The organism is Spiroplasma tabanidicola (genome assembly GCF_009730595.1).
In the GTDB taxonomy this organism is placed as follows: domain Bacteria; phylum Bacillota_I; class Bacilli_A; order Mycoplasmatales; family Mycoplasmataceae; genus Spiroplasma_A; species Spiroplasma_A tabanidicola.
In genome coordinates this window covers 994791-1012694 of the sequence record NZ_CP046276.1, presented here as the reverse complement: position 1 = coordinate 1012694, position 17904 = coordinate 994791, and the positions used below count along the sequence as shown (strand labels likewise).

The 17904-nt window shown below is 24.0% G+C and carries 10 protein-coding genes; all 10 read left to right on the top strand.

The features are described 5' to 3' along the window. Positions 1–68: 68 nt before the first annotated feature. The 10 genes from STABA_RS04490 to phoU all read left to right on the top strand — a co-directional run bounded on the left by STABA_RS04490 (position 69) and on the right by phoU (position 17873). A complete protein-coding gene (locus STABA_RS04490) occupies positions 69–257 on the top strand; it encodes a hypothetical protein (protein ID WP_156006958.1) in 189 nt (62 codons plus the stop codon). A gap of 1264 nt (positions 258–1521) precedes the next feature. After that, complete coding sequence (locus STABA_RS04485) at positions 1522–3546, top strand: hypothetical protein (RefSeq protein ID WP_156006956.1); 2025 nt, start codon at positions 1522–1524, stop codon at positions 3544–3546. Positions 3547–3567: 21 nt separating this feature from the next. Further along, positions 3568–5550, top strand: coding sequence for a hypothetical protein (locus STABA_RS04480; RefSeq protein WP_156006954.1), 1983 nt, complete (start codon positions 3568–3570; stop codon positions 5548–5550). Positions 5551–6949: 1399 nt separating this feature from the next. Next, the gene (gene plsX / locus STABA_RS04475) at positions 6950–7957 is read left to right on the top strand and encodes a phosphate acyltransferase PlsX (RefSeq protein ID WP_156006952.1); all 1008 of its coding nucleotides are present in this window, start codon (positions 6950–6952) and stop codon (positions 7955–7957) included. Between the two features lies 1 nt (position 7958). Beyond that, the gene (rnc, locus tag STABA_RS04470) at positions 7959–8648 is read left to right on the top strand and encodes a ribonuclease III (RefSeq protein WP_156006950.1); all 690 of its coding nucleotides are present in this window, start codon (positions 7959–7961) and stop codon (positions 8646–8648) included. 1393 nt (positions 8649–10041) lie between these two features. Beyond that, on the top strand, positions 10042–12993 hold the full coding sequence (locus STABA_RS04465) for an AAA family ATPase (RefSeq protein WP_156006948.1): 2952 nt from the start codon (positions 10042–10044) through the stop codon (positions 12991–12993). A 30-nt stretch (positions 12994–13023) separates the two neighbouring features. Further along, complete coding sequence (gene ptsS, locus STABA_RS04460; protein WP_156006946.1) at positions 13024–14181, top strand: phosphate ABC transporter substrate-binding protein; 1158 nt, start codon at positions 13024–13026, stop codon at positions 14179–14181. After that, a complete protein-coding gene (pstA, locus tag STABA_RS04455) occupies positions 14171–16327 on the top strand; it encodes a phosphate ABC transporter permease PstA (protein WP_156006944.1) in 2157 nt (718 codons plus the stop codon). Before ptsS ends, pstA begins: the two co-directional genes overlap by 11 nt. Positions 16328–16349: 22 nt before the next feature. Further along, entirely contained in the window at positions 16350–17162 is an 813-nt protein-coding gene (pstB, locus tag STABA_RS04450; RefSeq protein WP_425505174.1) for a phosphate ABC transporter ATP-binding protein PstB, read from the top strand. Positions 17163–17174: 12 nt separating this feature from the next. After that, positions 17175–17873 carry a phosphate signaling complex protein PhoU gene (phoU, locus tag STABA_RS04445; RefSeq protein ID WP_156006942.1) on the top strand — a complete coding sequence of 233 codons (699 nt, stop codon included), beginning with the start codon at positions 17175–17177 and terminating at the stop codon, positions 17871–17873. Positions 17874–17904: the final 31 nt, after the last annotated feature.

Genomic DNA, 17904 nt, shown 5'->3' with positions numbered 1-17904 from the left:
AATTGATAGTAAAAATTACTTTTATTGTTAAAATTTTATTGAGAGGTGTTCTTTTTATATAAAAAACAATGATAAAAAAAAGAAAAATTAAAATTATTAAATTATCTAAAAAAAGTTGGTCGAAAGATGTTGCATTGAAATATGATGTTAAAAAAAGTACAGTCAAAAGATGAAAAGTAGAAATTAAAAATAAAGGTGAAGGCGCTCTTGAATGAGGGAAAAGAATCCAAACAAAAGCAAATATTAAGAAGAGGTAATTCTCCTGATAATCGAGAATAAGACTTTTTTTAAAACTATAAAAAATGAATGTTTTTATAATTATAAAATAAGATAACTAAATTATTTAAATATCTATACAGTGATTTTAGCTTATAATGTGTTTTTATAATTATGTTACACATAGTTAAGAACTTAAAAAACTATATACATAATTCGTATGGAGAAAATATCTTTTTAATAATAATTTTAATTAATGAGTTCAAAGTCTACAAGTTTTGCAACGGGTCTTTTATATTAAAACGGGAAGTGCGCCTAAAAAATATACAAAAAATAAAGGTTCATCATAAATAAATATGACCATTGGCTACATTGGCAAATAAAATGCACAAAATATTATAGCACTTATCCAATTAATAAGGACTTAAGATAAAAATAAAAAGTTTATTGTGTTTTTAGTAAAAATAAAATTTGTAATTAAAATTGATAATGTGAGCAAAAATTAAAAATATTGCTCACTACTAAATAAATAAAATATAAAGTAAAATAAAATATAAAAAAATAATTTAGAATCTTTAATATTTTTGTATAAAAAAAGTTTAGAATTTAAATATAAGCTTAGTTTTGTAATTTCAAATTACAAAAGAGATATTTAATTAATAAAAAGTTTTCAAAAATAAAAGTACAAAGTATTTAAAAAAAATAATTAGAAAAATAAGAATGTAAAACTAAAATTTTAAAAACCCCAGTAAAGTACCTAAAAAGGTCTGTTTTAAGTAAATAAAAAAATAATAATTAAATTAGAAAGATTTAGGTAAAATATTTTGTAAAGTAGTTAATTTTGTAGGTATTGATGGAGTTAAATTTAAGGTTTTTTTAATAACTCAAAAATTATAAATAAGCTATAATTTTAATCTATTAATATCGACTATCCTTTATGATTTACATATAAAATTATGATCAATGGTAGAATATCATGTTTGCTATATTTTAAAAAAAATAAATAAACAGCTATGCACTTAAAAATATAAAATTATGCAATCAATGTTAAGAAAAATATTTAAACATATTGACACTGCTAAATGTTTGAATAATTGTATGAAATAAAAGTTTTGTAAAATACAGAGATTGATTAAAAATAATAATAGTTTAAAAATTTTAAAAAATCTCTAATTATATATTGAATTATATAAAAACAATTTCTTTTTAAATAAGAAGAAAGAAATTTAAACTTTTATATAAATATTTAATATTTATATTATAAGTTTTATATTTTGGTATAAAATAAATCTAAGGGGAGATGTTATGAAAAAATTATTAATATTATTAAGTTCTTTATGTTTATCTATTTCAGCGAGTTCTTATGAGATAGCATGTAAAGCAAAAAAAACAGGAGAAAATATTGATGATGAAAATGCAGAAGAAAATACTTATGAAACTTTATTAAACGATTATAAATCCGTAGTTAATGATATAGTAGCTAAAAAATTAAGTGAATCTAGTATAAATTGATACGCTAAAGAAGAAAGCACATATAATAATAAATTTTTAAATTTAGATAAAATAAAAAATTATATACCTAAAGATTCGCAAGCCAATTCAAACGTATTATTAAGTGATATTTTTAAAAATAATGAAGCAAAAAATTATTATTATGAAGATGTAAAACCATATATTGGATTTGACTCAATTAAGTATAGTTTAAATCTTTTGAAAAGCACCGGAAAATATGACTTGTTAATAAAAAATATAAGTGAAGACCAATTAGTTACAATAAATATGGAAAAAACTGATGAAACAGATGTAAGTGATTTTAAAGCTTTTTTAAAGCATGATAGCGATTTTAATAACGTTGATGTTCACTCTAAGATTTATTTACAATTTAATTATTTAGATAAAAGCGGAACTAAAATAGAAAATTTTGAAAATAAATTTAGTTTTGATTATTCAATAACAAAAAATATCAATTTATATGATGCTATCAACAAATCTTTAAAGACTTTAAAATATGATTTACTAGCAGAAACAGATGCGAATACATCTAGTATAATTGAAAGTTCAATTGAAGATAAAGACAAAATTATTAATGATTTTGCAAATATAGAAAAAACTTTTAATGAAAAATTTAATAATGATAATTTAAAAAATAAAATTTTAAATACTTTTAAAAATAACGCTCAAACAGATGTGAATACAAGCTTTGTGTTTGACGATAAAAATGAATCTATTATTAATAATTTTGGTAAAGATATAAAAGAAATATGGAATTATGCTTTAGATAAAAATGTTGATGAAACTAAATACGCTTGAAAAACTGAAAGAGATGTAAATGCTTGAAAAGATGAATCGATTTTAAGTAACCAAGATTTATATGATTACATCTTAAAAGATGTATCTGCAAAAAAAGATGAAAATGGTTATGAAATTGCCTTAAAAAATCACTTTATAAACAATTTTAAAGATATGTATAGTAAATATTACAATCTAATTAAAGATGATTTTAATGTAGATAAAGTATTTTCTGAGGGAAGAGAAGGGAATAAGTCGGCAGAAGACATTTTAAAGGCTATTCAATCCACTATAAATATAAAATTATTGGATATAACTGGTTTAAAAGTAAAAATTGGTGATTATGAAAATGATATAGCTAACTTAAAAATTTATTCTGGTTTTAGTGTTAATAAAAATGAAAATATATTAGAATTAACAACAAACAATGAAGCTTTAGAAAAAGCAACTATTTTTAATGCTGTCTTAACAAATGTGGAAAAAGGAATAAAATCTTTTAAAGATATTTACGGTATTGGTACTCCAACAAAAATTGACAAAGATGGATATGAAGATTATAGATTATTTGCTTTTGATGGTGGAAAATATGATATCTGAAACACCTTTGAAAATACAAAACTTGCAAATATGAATTGAGTATTCTATATATATTCTCCGTTTTATAACAGCATCCTTTCATTAAAAGAAAATATTGCCAATCAAGTATTGGCGAGAAATGATTTGTTAACTTCAGGTAATCAAAAAAACTTTGAAATTGGTTTTGATTTAAATAGAGATTCAAGTAAACCTTTAGGTTTTAGTTTAAAGCAAAGTCTATCAAATGATCCGTTTAATCAATTATGAAATCAAGATACACCTGGAATAATATTTAATCAAACAGGAGGTTCTGCGTCTGGAAATACTTTATATATGGATTTTATATATAAATTAGATTTTTTAAATTTAAGTTTTAGAACAGACAAAGTGTATGGTAGTTACACTGTTGAAAATGTTTTGTTGCATAAAAGTTATATTGAAAAAATAGTTAAAAAAGAAAACTAATATTTTTAAAAGGAGATAGAAATGAAAAAATTAATGAGTATTTTATGTACAATTACTTTGGGTATAAGTGCATCAACTTCAATTATAGCTTGTAAACCTAAATCAACACAACAAGATAGTGATCAATCAGAAGATGGTCCAATAGCAGATAGTTATGAAGAAGTTTTAAGTAAATATAAGTTTGAAGTTAACGATATTATAGCTAGTCATGTTGAAGAGGTTTCAAAAAAATGATTTCAATCTGCATCGTCAAGTGAATCAAATCAGGAGCATGAGTTTTTAAACTCTAATAGTCTTGAATCTGCAATAAAAGGTTTACAAAATAATAATAATCAGTATAAATTAAAAACTGTTTTTGAAAAGACCGACGGACCACAAAATAAAACTAAATATTTTAACGATATTCAATCTTTATTAAACTTTTCAGATCTTAAAAAAAAGGTAATTGATTTAACTAAAAAAAGTGAGTATGATATTTTATTTAAATCCTTGAATGAAGATAGTTTAATCAATATAAATAGAGAGTTTTTTGAAAATGATCCGGAAGAAGCATTTGTACAGTACTATAAAGGTAATTTTAATAGTTCTAATAATGATGTACAACAAAGAGAAGGTAATGAATCATTTTTTGCATATGCAAATTCATGATTAAAAATCAATTTAAATTGTAATTCAAAAGATGGAACTTTAACAACTTTTGAATACTCTAACCCTATAAATTTTAAGTATTCAATAACAGATAATACAGCTTTGTATGAATTTATACAAAGCAAAAAATCAAAGTTAAAGTTTGATTTTTTGCAAGATAAATCATCTTTAATAGACGGTAATAACGATTTTACTAATGATTACGAGTCTATGATAAAAAAATTTAATGAAAATTCAAACAGCATAAAAGGTAATATTCAAAATAAATTAACTGAAAACTTAGAAAATTATGGAGTTAAAATTAATACAACTAATTACGAAATTGAAACAAATTGATCAAATATAAAAGATTTTTGAGACCATTCATTTAATGCTAATACAGAATCTAAAATGGCTTGAAAAGAAAAAAAAGTAAATTGAACAAATAAAGAAGATGAAAATATTTATAAATCAAATCAAAACTTATATGATTATATTTTTAAAACTAAATATAACGAAAATGCAAAGCAAGAAGAAAATGAGTATTTAAAAAGTTACTTAAGTGAAAACTGAAATGAATGATATAAAAATTACTTAAATAGTATTATAGATAGTAACACAGAACTTAGTGATGATTCTAATTATGAAAATAAAGATGAAGTTATAAAAACTCTTAAAAAAACAGTAAATTTAAAGTTTGTAAAAATTAAAGGTTTGAAATTAGAAATCAATGATTTTGAAACAGATTTAAATGATATTGTTGTTGGAGTTGGTTATGTTTTAAATAGAAATAATGATAATACAGATTTAAGTGTCGTTGATAAAAATTCAAGTGAATTTAAGTCTGTGTTAAATAACATGATAGATGGTGTTGAGTCATATCATAAAGTTTTTGGAACAAATAAAGGAACTGATGATTATAGAATAGCTGCTTATGATGGTGGTGATTATAAATTATGAGAATCTTATAGCGTTAGTGAGTTATATTATGATAATGTGCATAAAATATATTTGCCTTTACAAAGAATCCGAGATAAATTTAGCGATAATTTATCATTAATTGCAGTAAATAACAATAAACAATTTGAGGCTAGAAGTGAATTATTAAGTAAAGGTAATCAAAAAGATTATCAATGAAAAATTGACACAGATCCATCAAACGTTGCATGAAATAGATTTTCTATTAATGTTCAACAAAGCGATTTGCAAAAAGGTTTTGTAATGGACGGTTATTATAAAAATAATGTTAGTCAATTTGATTTTGACTTTAAACTTGACTTTATAAATATAAGATTTAGAACAGACAATATTTGATTTAATTGAGGAGAACAAAGTCAATCATTTTGAAGATACAAATCTGTAATTGAAATGGTTTAAATATAATTTATTAAAAAATTTTATTTGTAAAATAAATCACTCTTTCTAAAAATTATATACATAATTTTTAGAAAGAGTGATTTTTATTATATGTAAAGTTAAATGCCCATAAATAATAAACTTATATAATATTGTAATTATCGAAATAAATAAAAAAATAACTATATTGTTAGAACGGAATAACAGTATTATAAAATTAAGTTGTTATAATAGTAATAATAGTTTTTTTTATAATGTTGGCTTTTAGATGATGAAAAAAAAACAGATAATAAAGAAAATTATTTGCTATTAAAATTTGCGCTATTCAAAACTTTAAAAAGAGCTAAAAATTTAGCAGAAAAAATTTTAAAATATAGATAAATGTAACTTAAGAAATCTAAAAATTAAATTATTGTTGAAAAGAAGCTGCTATTTAAATGAAAAATGACAAAAAAGAATGGGCTTAAAGTCGGAAATAAAAACTAAAAAATAAATGAAAAGACCTAATTAAATTGCTAATTGTTTTGCTAATTTATGAAAAATTTTTAAAGATAAGTGCATTCCCTCATTCATAAACTTTCTAAATTAACATACAATAATAAAGATATACTACTAAAAAAATAAAATAAAATTAAACATAAATAAATAGCAACTTAGTTAATAAATATTTTTAGATAAAAATAGGTTAAATTTGGTTCTACAAATATAGTTTTTGAAATTTTGATGCATTTAAGATTATTAGTAACTACAAATTTATAAAGGGGTAACGATATAATAAAATTATTATTGTTGCTAAATACAAGCAAACAAAAAAACAAACTTGAAAAAAAATTAATACTTGCTTAATTTATTAAAACAAGTTTTTACTATTATTTATAGTTTTCAAATAGTTTTTAAATAATCTTATTTAAAAATTATAATTTTAGATAAACAGTTTAATTGCTTGAATATTTTCGTATAATTAATATTAGAAATATCATAGTTTTTAATTTTGCTTAAATATAATTTTAGAAGCTGTTAAAAAACAATTTATGAAGTTATAATAATTATTAAGCAATATAAAATTTAATATGTAATACCAATAGTAGTTAAAAAACTACTGATGAATAATATATGATACAAAATTTAATAGATTCTTATTTGTTGATTATTTAGAACGTTTTAAACTTGATGCACTTAATGTAATTGAAAACTATTATTGAAAGATTGTTTTTTCGAATTATATATAAATAAATAAGAAATACATAAGTGGTTATAGGATTATCGTCTGAATTCATAATAAAAATAATAATTAGCATTAGATTAATTATATTGCCTTTAGAATCGCCTATTCCAATTTAAATATACAATATTATTCATTATGCATTTTTTTATTTTAATATATAATGTAAATATATTTTTTATAAGAGAGGAAAATTAAATGCAATACATAAAGATAGCGTTCGATGTTATGGGCTCTGATAATGGTTTTAAACCAGCGATTGAAGCTGCTTTAAAAATACTAAAAGAAAAGAAAGATCTAAAAATCATATTTGTAGGGAAAGAATTTGAGATTAAGAGTTTTTTAAAAAATAAAAAGTATAATCTTGAACAAGTAGATTTTTTCAATTGCGAAGAGACAATTGACATGAAAGATGGAATTATGGATATTAGAAGAAAAAGAGATTCTTCTATGGTGAGAGCCTTAGAACTTGTGAGAGATGATATTGCTGATGGAGTTACGACTGGGGGTGCAACCGCTCCATTTATAGCTGGATGTATATTTATTTTAAAAAGATTAGAAGGTATAGAGAGACCTGCATTTATGCCTGTTATACCTACAATTTTAAAAAATAAAGTAACATTATTATTAGATGTTGGAGCAAATTTAGAGAGTGATCCAGAAGATATTGAAAAATTTGCAATAATGGCAAATGCTTACTCAAGAGTTATAAAACAAGTAAAAAATCCCAAAGTAGCTTTACTTAATATTGGAGAGGAATCAACAAAAGGGACAGAAATTCATAAAAAAGCTTATGAATTATTAAAAAATAATAAATATTTAGATTTTTATGGTAATCTCGAACCGAGATATATCACATCTGGTTTTGTAGATGTTGTTGTAACTGATGGCTATAGTGGTAATGTGGCTCTAAAATCTGCCGAGGGTATGGGGAAGAACTTATTAACAGAAATAAAAAATAGTTTGACTAAAAACATATTTAGAAAAATAGCTGCATTTTGCTTGAAAAAAGCATTTATAGAAGTTAGAGAAAAGTTTGACTACAAAAATCATGCAGGTGCTATACTTCTTGGAGTTAACAAAATAGCGTTTAAGTCACATGGTTCGAGTGATGCTATATCATTTTATGCAACTTTAAGTATGACTTATAGTGCTATAAAAAATAGAATAGTAGAAAAAATGAAAGAGGCATTAAAAATTACCTAATATGGATATTGAAGAATTTTTTAAAAAAATGAATATAATTATAAAAAATAAAGAACTATATGTAGAAGCTTTAACTCACAACTCATATTCTAATGAAAACAAAAAAGAAAGACATTATCAAAGACTTGAATTTCTTGGTGACGCAGTATTACAATTAAATGTAAGTTTATATCTTTTTAATAAGTTTAAGAAAGCAAATGAAGGAGAATTGTCAAAATATAGAAGCTCATTAGTTAAAAGAGAAAGCCTTGCAATGATTGCAAGAAAGTTAAATCTTGGAGATTATGTAAGATTAGGAATTGGTGAACATGATTCTAGAGGTTTTGATAAAGATAATATACTAGCTGATTTATACGAATCTTTAACAGCTGCTATTTATTTGGATTTAGGTTTGGAAAGTCTTCAAATTTGATTAAATAAAACAATTTTAGAACCAAATAATTTATTAGCTTGTTTGGACTTTAAATCTGACTTTAAATCTGAACTTCAAGAATTAATACAAATAGATAAAAGAAGTGATCTAGTTTATAAACTTGTAAATCAAGAAAAAATAGATAATAATAAAATATTATTTACAATAAATTGTATTTTAGATAATATGGTTTATGGAATAGGTAAAGGTTTAAACAAAAAACAAGCAGAACAAAATGCTGCCAAGGATGCTTTGTCAAAAATAAAATTATTTAAATAAAAATATAAAAAACTTAATAAAATGATAATTTCTAATATACTTAATAGTCAAAAAATAAATTAAAAGCATTTTTGATTATACAAATTGTCTTTCGTAAAAATACTTCTCCCTATTTTGAAGTATTTTTTTATTATTATTCATGTATTTAAAAGCTTTATAAAATTATGATATTTTTTTAAATTTTACACATCAAACTTTTATATTTTAATAAAAAAAGGCATAGTAAAAATTTTTATAGATTTTTGAGTTTTTTAAATATTGTTTACGCTCTAGGCAAAACAATTACTAACTTTTATAACGCTTAAATAAGTATTTTCTTATTACATGTTATGCAAGTAATATTTTTATTTTATTATATATTTTTATATTAAAATGTTCTTTTATATACATGAATAGTACTATATATTATTTTTTAGCTTTCATTTGTTTTATACATTCTTTTATTTGAATGATTTAATATAATTTAAATTTCTCCTTATTTTAGTTTGTCTTACTATAATATATCTTTTATTATATATTTCTAATTTATGTCAATTATTGATTAATGATGATTTTTTAGATAAATAATATCAACTATTAATAGTATTTGTTAATAGATTAAATAAACAATTAAATTTATTTAATCTTTTAATTTAAATAATTTTATAATGATTTATTATTTACTTTTCGACTCCTTAATTAGTATTCATTTTTTTTATTCAATTTTTTTTAAAGTTACTTAATTGTCTTTTAAAACTTTTTTTGTGCATACTTTCTTTTAAATTATTGTATAGATATTTTTTTGTATACATTAGGTTTTTTGAATAATATATATTTACAACTACATTTTAATATTTGTTTTTTAACGGCAGTAATATAAATTGCTATATTTATAAAAAATCTTTATATATAACTGAATTAACAACTTATATTTTTTTTGCTTGCTAATTAGAATTCGTCCTTGTTATGTTTATAGTTTTTATTTTTTAAGTTTAAATGCTTTTTTAATTTAGTAAATCATAATATTTTCTACATTTTTGTAGCAAAAACTTTTATGATGAATTTTAAATATATAACTTTGCATATTAGACAAACAAATCATTTTACCTTTATAATTAACAACTCGTTCTTTGTTGTTAATTTTTCTATTTTTCAATATGTATGTTCTTTTTATAAAAAAAAGACTTATGTACATGTGCTAAACTTAAATATTTTATTAGATCAAATTTATATACGTTTTTTTGCTTATTAATATTTATTATTCAAAGTATATTTTACTTGCAACATAATCGCTTTTTATTCATATTAGTAGCCATTGTATTTTAAAAAAAATATTTTTTTTTATAAAAAGCATATATAATACAAATGTAAGTTAGATTATATAGGATTGCTATATACAAAACAGGAGAAAAACATGATTTTTTTAAAAAGAATTGAAGCCTTTGGATTCAAGTCTTTTGCAGAACCTGTAGTTATTAACTATGATTTTGCAATGACTGGTATTGTTGGACCAAACGGATCAGGAAAATCAAACATAACAGATGCTATTATGTGAGCATTAGGTGAGCAATCTTCTAAATCGCTTAGAGGAGATTCAATGGAGGACATTGTTTTTTCTGGAAGTTCTGATCGAAGCTCATTAAATATGGCAGAAGTTACTCTTGTTTTTGATAACAGTTCTAGAGCATTTAAAACATTAGATTATAATGAAGTATCAATTACTAGAAAATATTTTTTAATAGATAAAGAGTCTCAATATTTTATAAACAACTCAAGAGTTAGGCTAAAAGATGTTCAAGAAATTGCACTCGAGACTGGTTTGACAAAATCTAGTTTAGCAATTATATCTCAAGGTTCAATTTCAAATTTTGTTGAATCAAGTCCTGAACAAAGAAGAAGACTTTTTGATGAAGCGGCTGGAGTAGCTGTTTATAAAAAAAGAAAAGAAGATGCGTTAAGAAAACTTGTTAAAACACAAGATAATTTAGATAGAATAAATGACATAATTAATGAAATTGAAAGAAAATTACCATCTTTAAAAAGACAATCTATTAAGGCTAAAAAATATCAAGAAAAGTTTGAAGAATTAAAGCAAATTGAAATATCAGTACTTGTAAAAGATATAAAAGTTTATAAACAAAGAATAGAAGAAATAGAATCACAAAGAATCGATTTAAAAAATTTGATAAACTCACTAGAAAAAAGTGTTAATAATAAAGCTGATCAAGAAAAAATATTTAGAGAAAATGCTTATAGTAATGACAATGAGTTGAATGTTTTAACAAGTAAGTTTCAAAAAGTTGTTGAAGAAATAGGTAAATTAAAAGTTTCTAAGGTTAATTTAGAATCTAAAAAAACAATAACCAATGCTAATGATAAAGAATTTAAAGCAAATGATTTAAAAACAAAATCAAAGCAATTGGATATCAGATTTAGAGCAGAAGAACAAAAATTGGCAAAATTAATAAATGAAAAAATAGTAAAAGAAGGTCAACTTGAAACTTATAATAAAGAAAAACAAGAAAACAATAAAAACATAGAACAGATTAGAAAAAAACTTTTTAAAATAGAAAATGATTTAGAAACATTGATAAATAAAAAAAATTCTTTTGATGGACTTTTTGAAGGTGTTAAAAATATATTAGAAAACAAAAAAGTATTATCTGGAATAATTGGTTCTGTGAAAGAATTGATAAGTGTAGAAGATAAATACGAAGTTGCGATATCAAGCATTATGCAAAATTCAATCCAATCAATTGTTGCTAAAACTACAAATGACGTTAAACAAGCTATTGATTTTTTAAAAAATAATAAAGCAGGTTTTGCTACTTTTTTACCGCTTGACACTTTAACAGCATCATATTTATCAAGTGATATAAGATTTGCAGTTCAAAACTTAGAAGGGTTTGTTGGTTTTGGAAATGAACTTGTAAAAATAGAAAAAAAATATCAAATAATTTTAGATTATTTATTAGCAAATTTTATAGTCGTTAAAGATTATGAAAGTGCTATTAGAACAGCAAAAATTATAAAATATAAATTTAATATAGTTACTCTTGACGGGCAAAGAATATTACCTCATGGAGCAATTATTGGAGGAAGCAGAAAATCTAAGCATTCTTCATTTAATGAAAATATAAAAATAGAAAAATTAGAGCAAGAAAAATTAGAGTTAGAAAAAGTTGAAAAAGAAAAGCAAGAAAAAATAAACTCATTAAATTTTAAAATAGATCATTTAAGAGAAGAAATATCTGAAATAAAATCTAGTTCAGGTACTTCTAGACAAGTTATTTCTCAAATTGAAAATGAGCAAGAATCAGTAGAAGAAGAATATCGAATAATTACAGGAAAAGAATTAAATAAAGAAGAAAACACTTATAAAACTGTTGATGAACAAATAATCAAAATAAGTGAAGAAGTTGCTGTAAAAGAAATAGAAAAAGAAGAAATTCAACAACAACTAAGTGTAATAAGAAATTTAAAAGAAAAAGCCTTTGAAAAACAAACACTAATAAATGAAAGTTTAGATGAAGAAAGAAAATTATTAAATGCGCATAAAGAAAATTACTCAAAAGTAAATACAGATTTAACTTTATTAAAACAAAAACAAATGTCAGCTGTTGAAAGATTATCAGAAAACTATAATTTAACATTTGAGTCTGCATTTGATATGGATATAAGTGATTTTAATAACGAAAATGAAACTAGAGATAGAATTAATTGATTAAGAAGTTCTATAAAAGAATTGGGAAATGTAAATATAGAATCTATTGAAGAATACGATAAAGAAAATCAAAGATATCAAGAATACGTTGAACAGTCAAGTGATGTACAAGATTCAATAAAAAATTTAAAAGAAGCAATTACGGATATGGACGAACAAATGATATTACAATTTAAAAGTATTGTAAAAGAGGCTAATGGAGCTTTGCCTACAACATTTTCAACTTTATTCGGCGGAGGTACAGCTCAGATTGTTTATACAGATCCTGAGGATATTTTAAATACTGGAATTGACATTAAAATAGCTCCACCTGGTAAAAAAATTAGTAATTTAAATTTACTATCTGGAGGAGAAAAATCATTAGTAGCTTTATCTGTATTATTCTCAATACTTAAAGTAAAACCAATACCTTTGGTAATATTGGATGAAGTAGAAGCGCCATTGGATATTGCAAATGTTGAAAGATTTGCAAAATATATTAAAACATTTACTCAAAAAACTCAGTTTATGATTGTTACACATAGAATTGGAACAATGGAAAATTGCGATGTTCTTTTTGGCGCTACAATGCAACAAAAAGGGGTAACGAAGCTAGTTCAAATTAAATTAATTGAAGCTAAAAAATTGAGTAATGCAAATTAGTTTTTAAAACTTATAAGGAGTCTTAAAAAAATGAACAAAAAAGTTAGCATCCTCTTATTGGCAATTATTTCAATAATTACAGGATTATGAATTTGATCATCGTTATCAACTCAAAATTATGTAGTTTTAGGAGGAAGCACAAGTGTAAATACATTTATGCAATCTTTTACAAAAGATTATTTAGCAAACGAAAAAAAAGATTTTATATACAACTCAACCGGAAGTCAAGCTGGTGTTGGAGGGGTTGAAAAAGGAATGTATGGAGCTGGTTTTATATCAAAAGATGTAGGAACTGGAACTTTAACTGGAAATAATCGTTTTAGTAGTTTTGGTGAAGATGATAAATTAGTATTTTTACCAGGAGAGGCTACCGGTTTCTCAGAAGAAATGATTGATTTAAAAACTCACAACAATGATATTGATATTGATAAAAGTTATGTTGCATTTGAATTTGCGCTTGATGCAATTGTAATTATTTTTAAAAAACCAGATTGAGTAACAGAAGAAACTGTAAATAAAATTAATTTTGATATACCTAAAAATAAAACAGATGAGTCAGTTTTAAGTAAAATTTATTCAAACAACTATACTTGAGAAGAGTTGGCAAAAGATGCTGGACAAAGTGATGTGCCAAGTAGTTTAACCAAAATTGTAACATTTACAAGAGAAGATGGTTCAGGAACAAGAAGTGCTTTTGGAGATTTAACAGGAATAAAAAAAATGGAAACAGCAAACGTTGTGAACTCAAACGGTTCAATGTTTGAAAATATCCAAAAATCTCAAAGTGCAATTGGATATATATCTTATGCGTTTATAAAACAAGTAACAAAAGAATCGGGAGTAAATGTTGCAGGAGTTAATAAAACAAAATTAGGTAATCCTGCTAATTTAGGAAATGATAATTGAGAGTTTGGTATGGAGTTAAACGAACAAACAAAAGCTTTTGAAAAAATTGCTGGTGATGTTTCTAATGAACAGTTTATTAAAGGTTATGATGGCAAAGAGTATAAGTTTAAAAGACCATTTATATCAATATTTAATACTCATTTTAAAAAGTATGAATTATTGATAGAATTCTTTTCTGCGATGATTGGAATAAGTAAGGATGAAAATATTTATAAAGAAAACTTTGTAGATGAAGGATTAGTCCAAAACTTTGAAATCAGAAAGGTAGTTTATGAAAATTAATTTAAACCCAAATTTTAATAGTAAAAAATTGATGGAAGCTAAGAAAAAAATGCATAAATCTAAACAATCAAAAGTTGATTTAGTTTCCAAAAGCACTATTATAATTTTTACTACGTTTACTCTAATAATTCTTGCTATTTTGATTTCGTTTATACTATATAAGTCAGTCCCTGCATTAAAAGAAGTTGGATTATTCAAGTTTATTTTCTCAACAATTTGAGCTCCAGACAAAGATGGTGCTGGAAGTTATGGAATATTAAAAATAATTTTTTCTACAATGGTAATGCTATTTATTTCTCTATTGATAGCGGTACCATTAACTATATTTTGCTCAGTTTTCATAACAGAGTATTTATCAACAAGATTGAAAAAAACCATTATAACATTTGTGCAGTTGTTAGCAGGTATTCCTTCAGTTGTGTTTGGATTATTCGCCTTAGATCAGATTGGACCATTATTTGTAAAAATGGGTGCACCAACTGGAGGAAACATGATGACAGCAAGTGTTACTCTTGCATTCATGGCTTTACCAACAATGATAAGTTTGTCAATTAATGCGTTAGAAGCAGTTCCTGATAGTTATCGTTTTGCCTCATTAGGATTGGGAATGTCAAAAGAAAGAACAACTTATAAAGTTGTTCTAGTAAGCGCAATGCCAAAAATAATCACAGCTATTATAACAGGAGTGGCAAGAATTATCGGAGAAACTATGGCAGTTATCTTGATTGCTGGTAATTCTTCTCAAGGACTAAACTTTTCAGAAGGTTTCAGAGGTTTTATATTTTCTTCAATTAGAACATTAGCGGGAACTATTGGATTAGAAATGTTGGAAAATCATGGAACAGTCCATGAATCTGCATTATATGCAATTGGATTAGTCTTATTTTTCTTAGTTATTATTATAAATTTATTAATTATTGCAATTGGTAGTTTAAATAATAAAAAAACTAGAAAACTAAAAATTAAAAAAGATTTAAAACTTTCTAAAAATAGTGGATTGCATAATTCTTATTATTATGAACCATATAAACTTAAAGTTCTTGTAAGAACTTATACCGAAAAGAGAATATATAAAACATTTGAAACATTTATATATAAGTTTTTCATGATATTATCAACATCAATTATTGTTGCATTTACAATGTGAATTATATTAGTTGTAATATCAAAGGGGATTATTGGTTTTGATCCAGCAACGTTTATACAAATCTCTGGTCAAAAATCTGGGATATTTGCAACTTTATTAACTACTCTAATGTTAATAATTGCAACAATTATATTAGCGATACCATTAGCGTTATTTGTAGCGGTTTATCTTGCAGAATATGCACATAAAAATAGTAAGTTTGCAAAAACAATAAGATTTTCAATTAATGTTTTAGCATCAACTCCTAGTATTGTTTTTGGGGTATTTGGTCTAAGTTTATTTGTTGTAATCTTTAAATTACCAATGTCAATATTTGCAGCAAGTTTAACAATGACTATTGTAGTTTTACCATCCTTGATAACAACGTTTGAAGATGCACTAACAAGTGTTCCAGATTCTTATCGAGAAGCTGCATACGGAATGGGATTATCAAAAACCAAGGTTACTTTGAAAGTGGTATTACCAAATGCAATGCAAGGAATTATCACAGGACTAATTCTAGCAATTTCTAGAATTATTGGTGAATCTGCTCCAATTTATTTAACGCTTGGAACATCTGTAAGAATGCCAAGTGAAGGTTTTTTTGCATCTGGAGCAACATTAACAACTGAAATTTATATGTTAGCTTCTGAAGGAAGCAACGCAGAAGTTTTAAATACAGCATATGAATTAGCAACAGTAACAATAATATTAGTTTTAGGTTTAAATGCTTTAAGTAAATTAGCAGCATCAAATTTAGATCCGAATAAAAGTAAATTAAGTTTTGAAAAAAAATGGAAACAAAGAATAGTAGGTATTTTTAAGCATAATTATATAAATGATTTTAAAAAGTTTGGAAAATCAATAAGAATCAGAACAAAAAAATGATTTAACTATATCAAATTTAAAAGACTTAAAATATATGTTAAAAACTCAAGTATAAAAAACAAAGTTATTAAAGATATTGTAAAGGAAGCAAAAAATAATGGCAGAAACAAAAAAAACAGAGTGGAACAATAATCAGGATAAAGAGCTTGAAATTTTAGATGAAGCAAAAATAATGAAAAAACCCAAAAAGGTTCCTTTGAAACAAAGAGAGAATGTTATTGAAATAAAAAATTTAGACTTTTTTTATAATCACGGTGAAAAACAAGCTTTATTTAATATCAATATGAAAATAAAAGAAAATACAGTAACTGCTTTTATTGGTCCTTCTGGTTGTGGTAAATCAACTTTATTAAGAACTATTAATAGAATGAATGATTTAGTAGACGGAACAATAATTGATGGTGAAGTAATGGTAAATGATTTTAACATATATGAAGCAGGAACAGATGTTGTTAAACTTAGAACTCAAGTAGGAATGGTTTTTCAAAAAGCAAATCCATTCCCTATGTCAATTTATGATAATGTTGCTTTTGGTCCAAGAAATCAAGGTGTTAAAGATAAAAATGCATTAAATCAAATTGTTGAAGATGCATTAAAAAAAGCAGCTCTATGAGATAATGTAAAAGACTTTTTAAAAGATTCAGCTTTAGGATTAAGTGGTGGACAACAACAAAGATTGTGTATAGCAAGAGCAATTGCGATGAGACCTAAAATTTTATTAATGGATGAACCAACGAGCGCTTTAGACCCAATTGCAACACTTAAAGTTGAAGAACTTATTTTAAAATTAAAAGAAGAATATACAATTGTAATAGTAACTCACTCAATGGCTCAAGCAACAAGAGTAAGTGATTATACAGGTTTCTTTTTACAAGGAGAATTAGTTGAATTTGATAGAACTAAAAAAATTTTTACTAATCCTAAAGATAAAAAAACAGAAGATTATATTTCAGGAAGATTTGGATAGAGGTGAAAGTGTATGTCATATAATAAAATATTGGATAATGATATTAAAGCAATTAAAAAAGATTTGATATATTTAGTTGAAACTACTAAATCTCAATATGCAAAAACTTTTACCGCTTTAAAAAATAAAGATTATGAGTTAGCAAAAAAAGTAGAAGCAGACGATTTAATAATAAACGACTTACAAAATAAATTTACAAGTATGGCTTTATGAAAAATTGCAAAACAGCAAATGGTTGCGGGAGATTTAAGGCTTGCTGTTGGTGGAGTGTTGATTAGTAAGGAAATCGAAAGAATCGCTGACGTCGCAAAACATATTTGTAAATTTACGATTAAATATAAACCTATTACATTAGAAATTGATTATATTTCAAAAATGTTTGACCTAGTTAACGAGATGCTAAATATAGTTTCTTCGCTTATTGAAAACTATAATAATGATCAAAACGAAAAAGTTAAAAAAATGGAAAAAGAACTTAACTCTCAATTTTCAGACTTAAGTTTAAATTTAGCAGAAAGATTATATGGTTCCAAAGAACAAACTGAAGTCAAAAAAATTATAACTATTGTAAGACAATTGAAAAATTTAGAAAGAGCTGGAGAGCATCTTATAAATATTGATGAAACTTTACAGTTCATAAGAACTGGGAAATTTGAAGAGTACGGGGAATCTATTGAAAATAAGTTAGAAGATATTAAAAAAGATAAATAAGCAAAACATTTTTATATAAAGTATAAAAAGT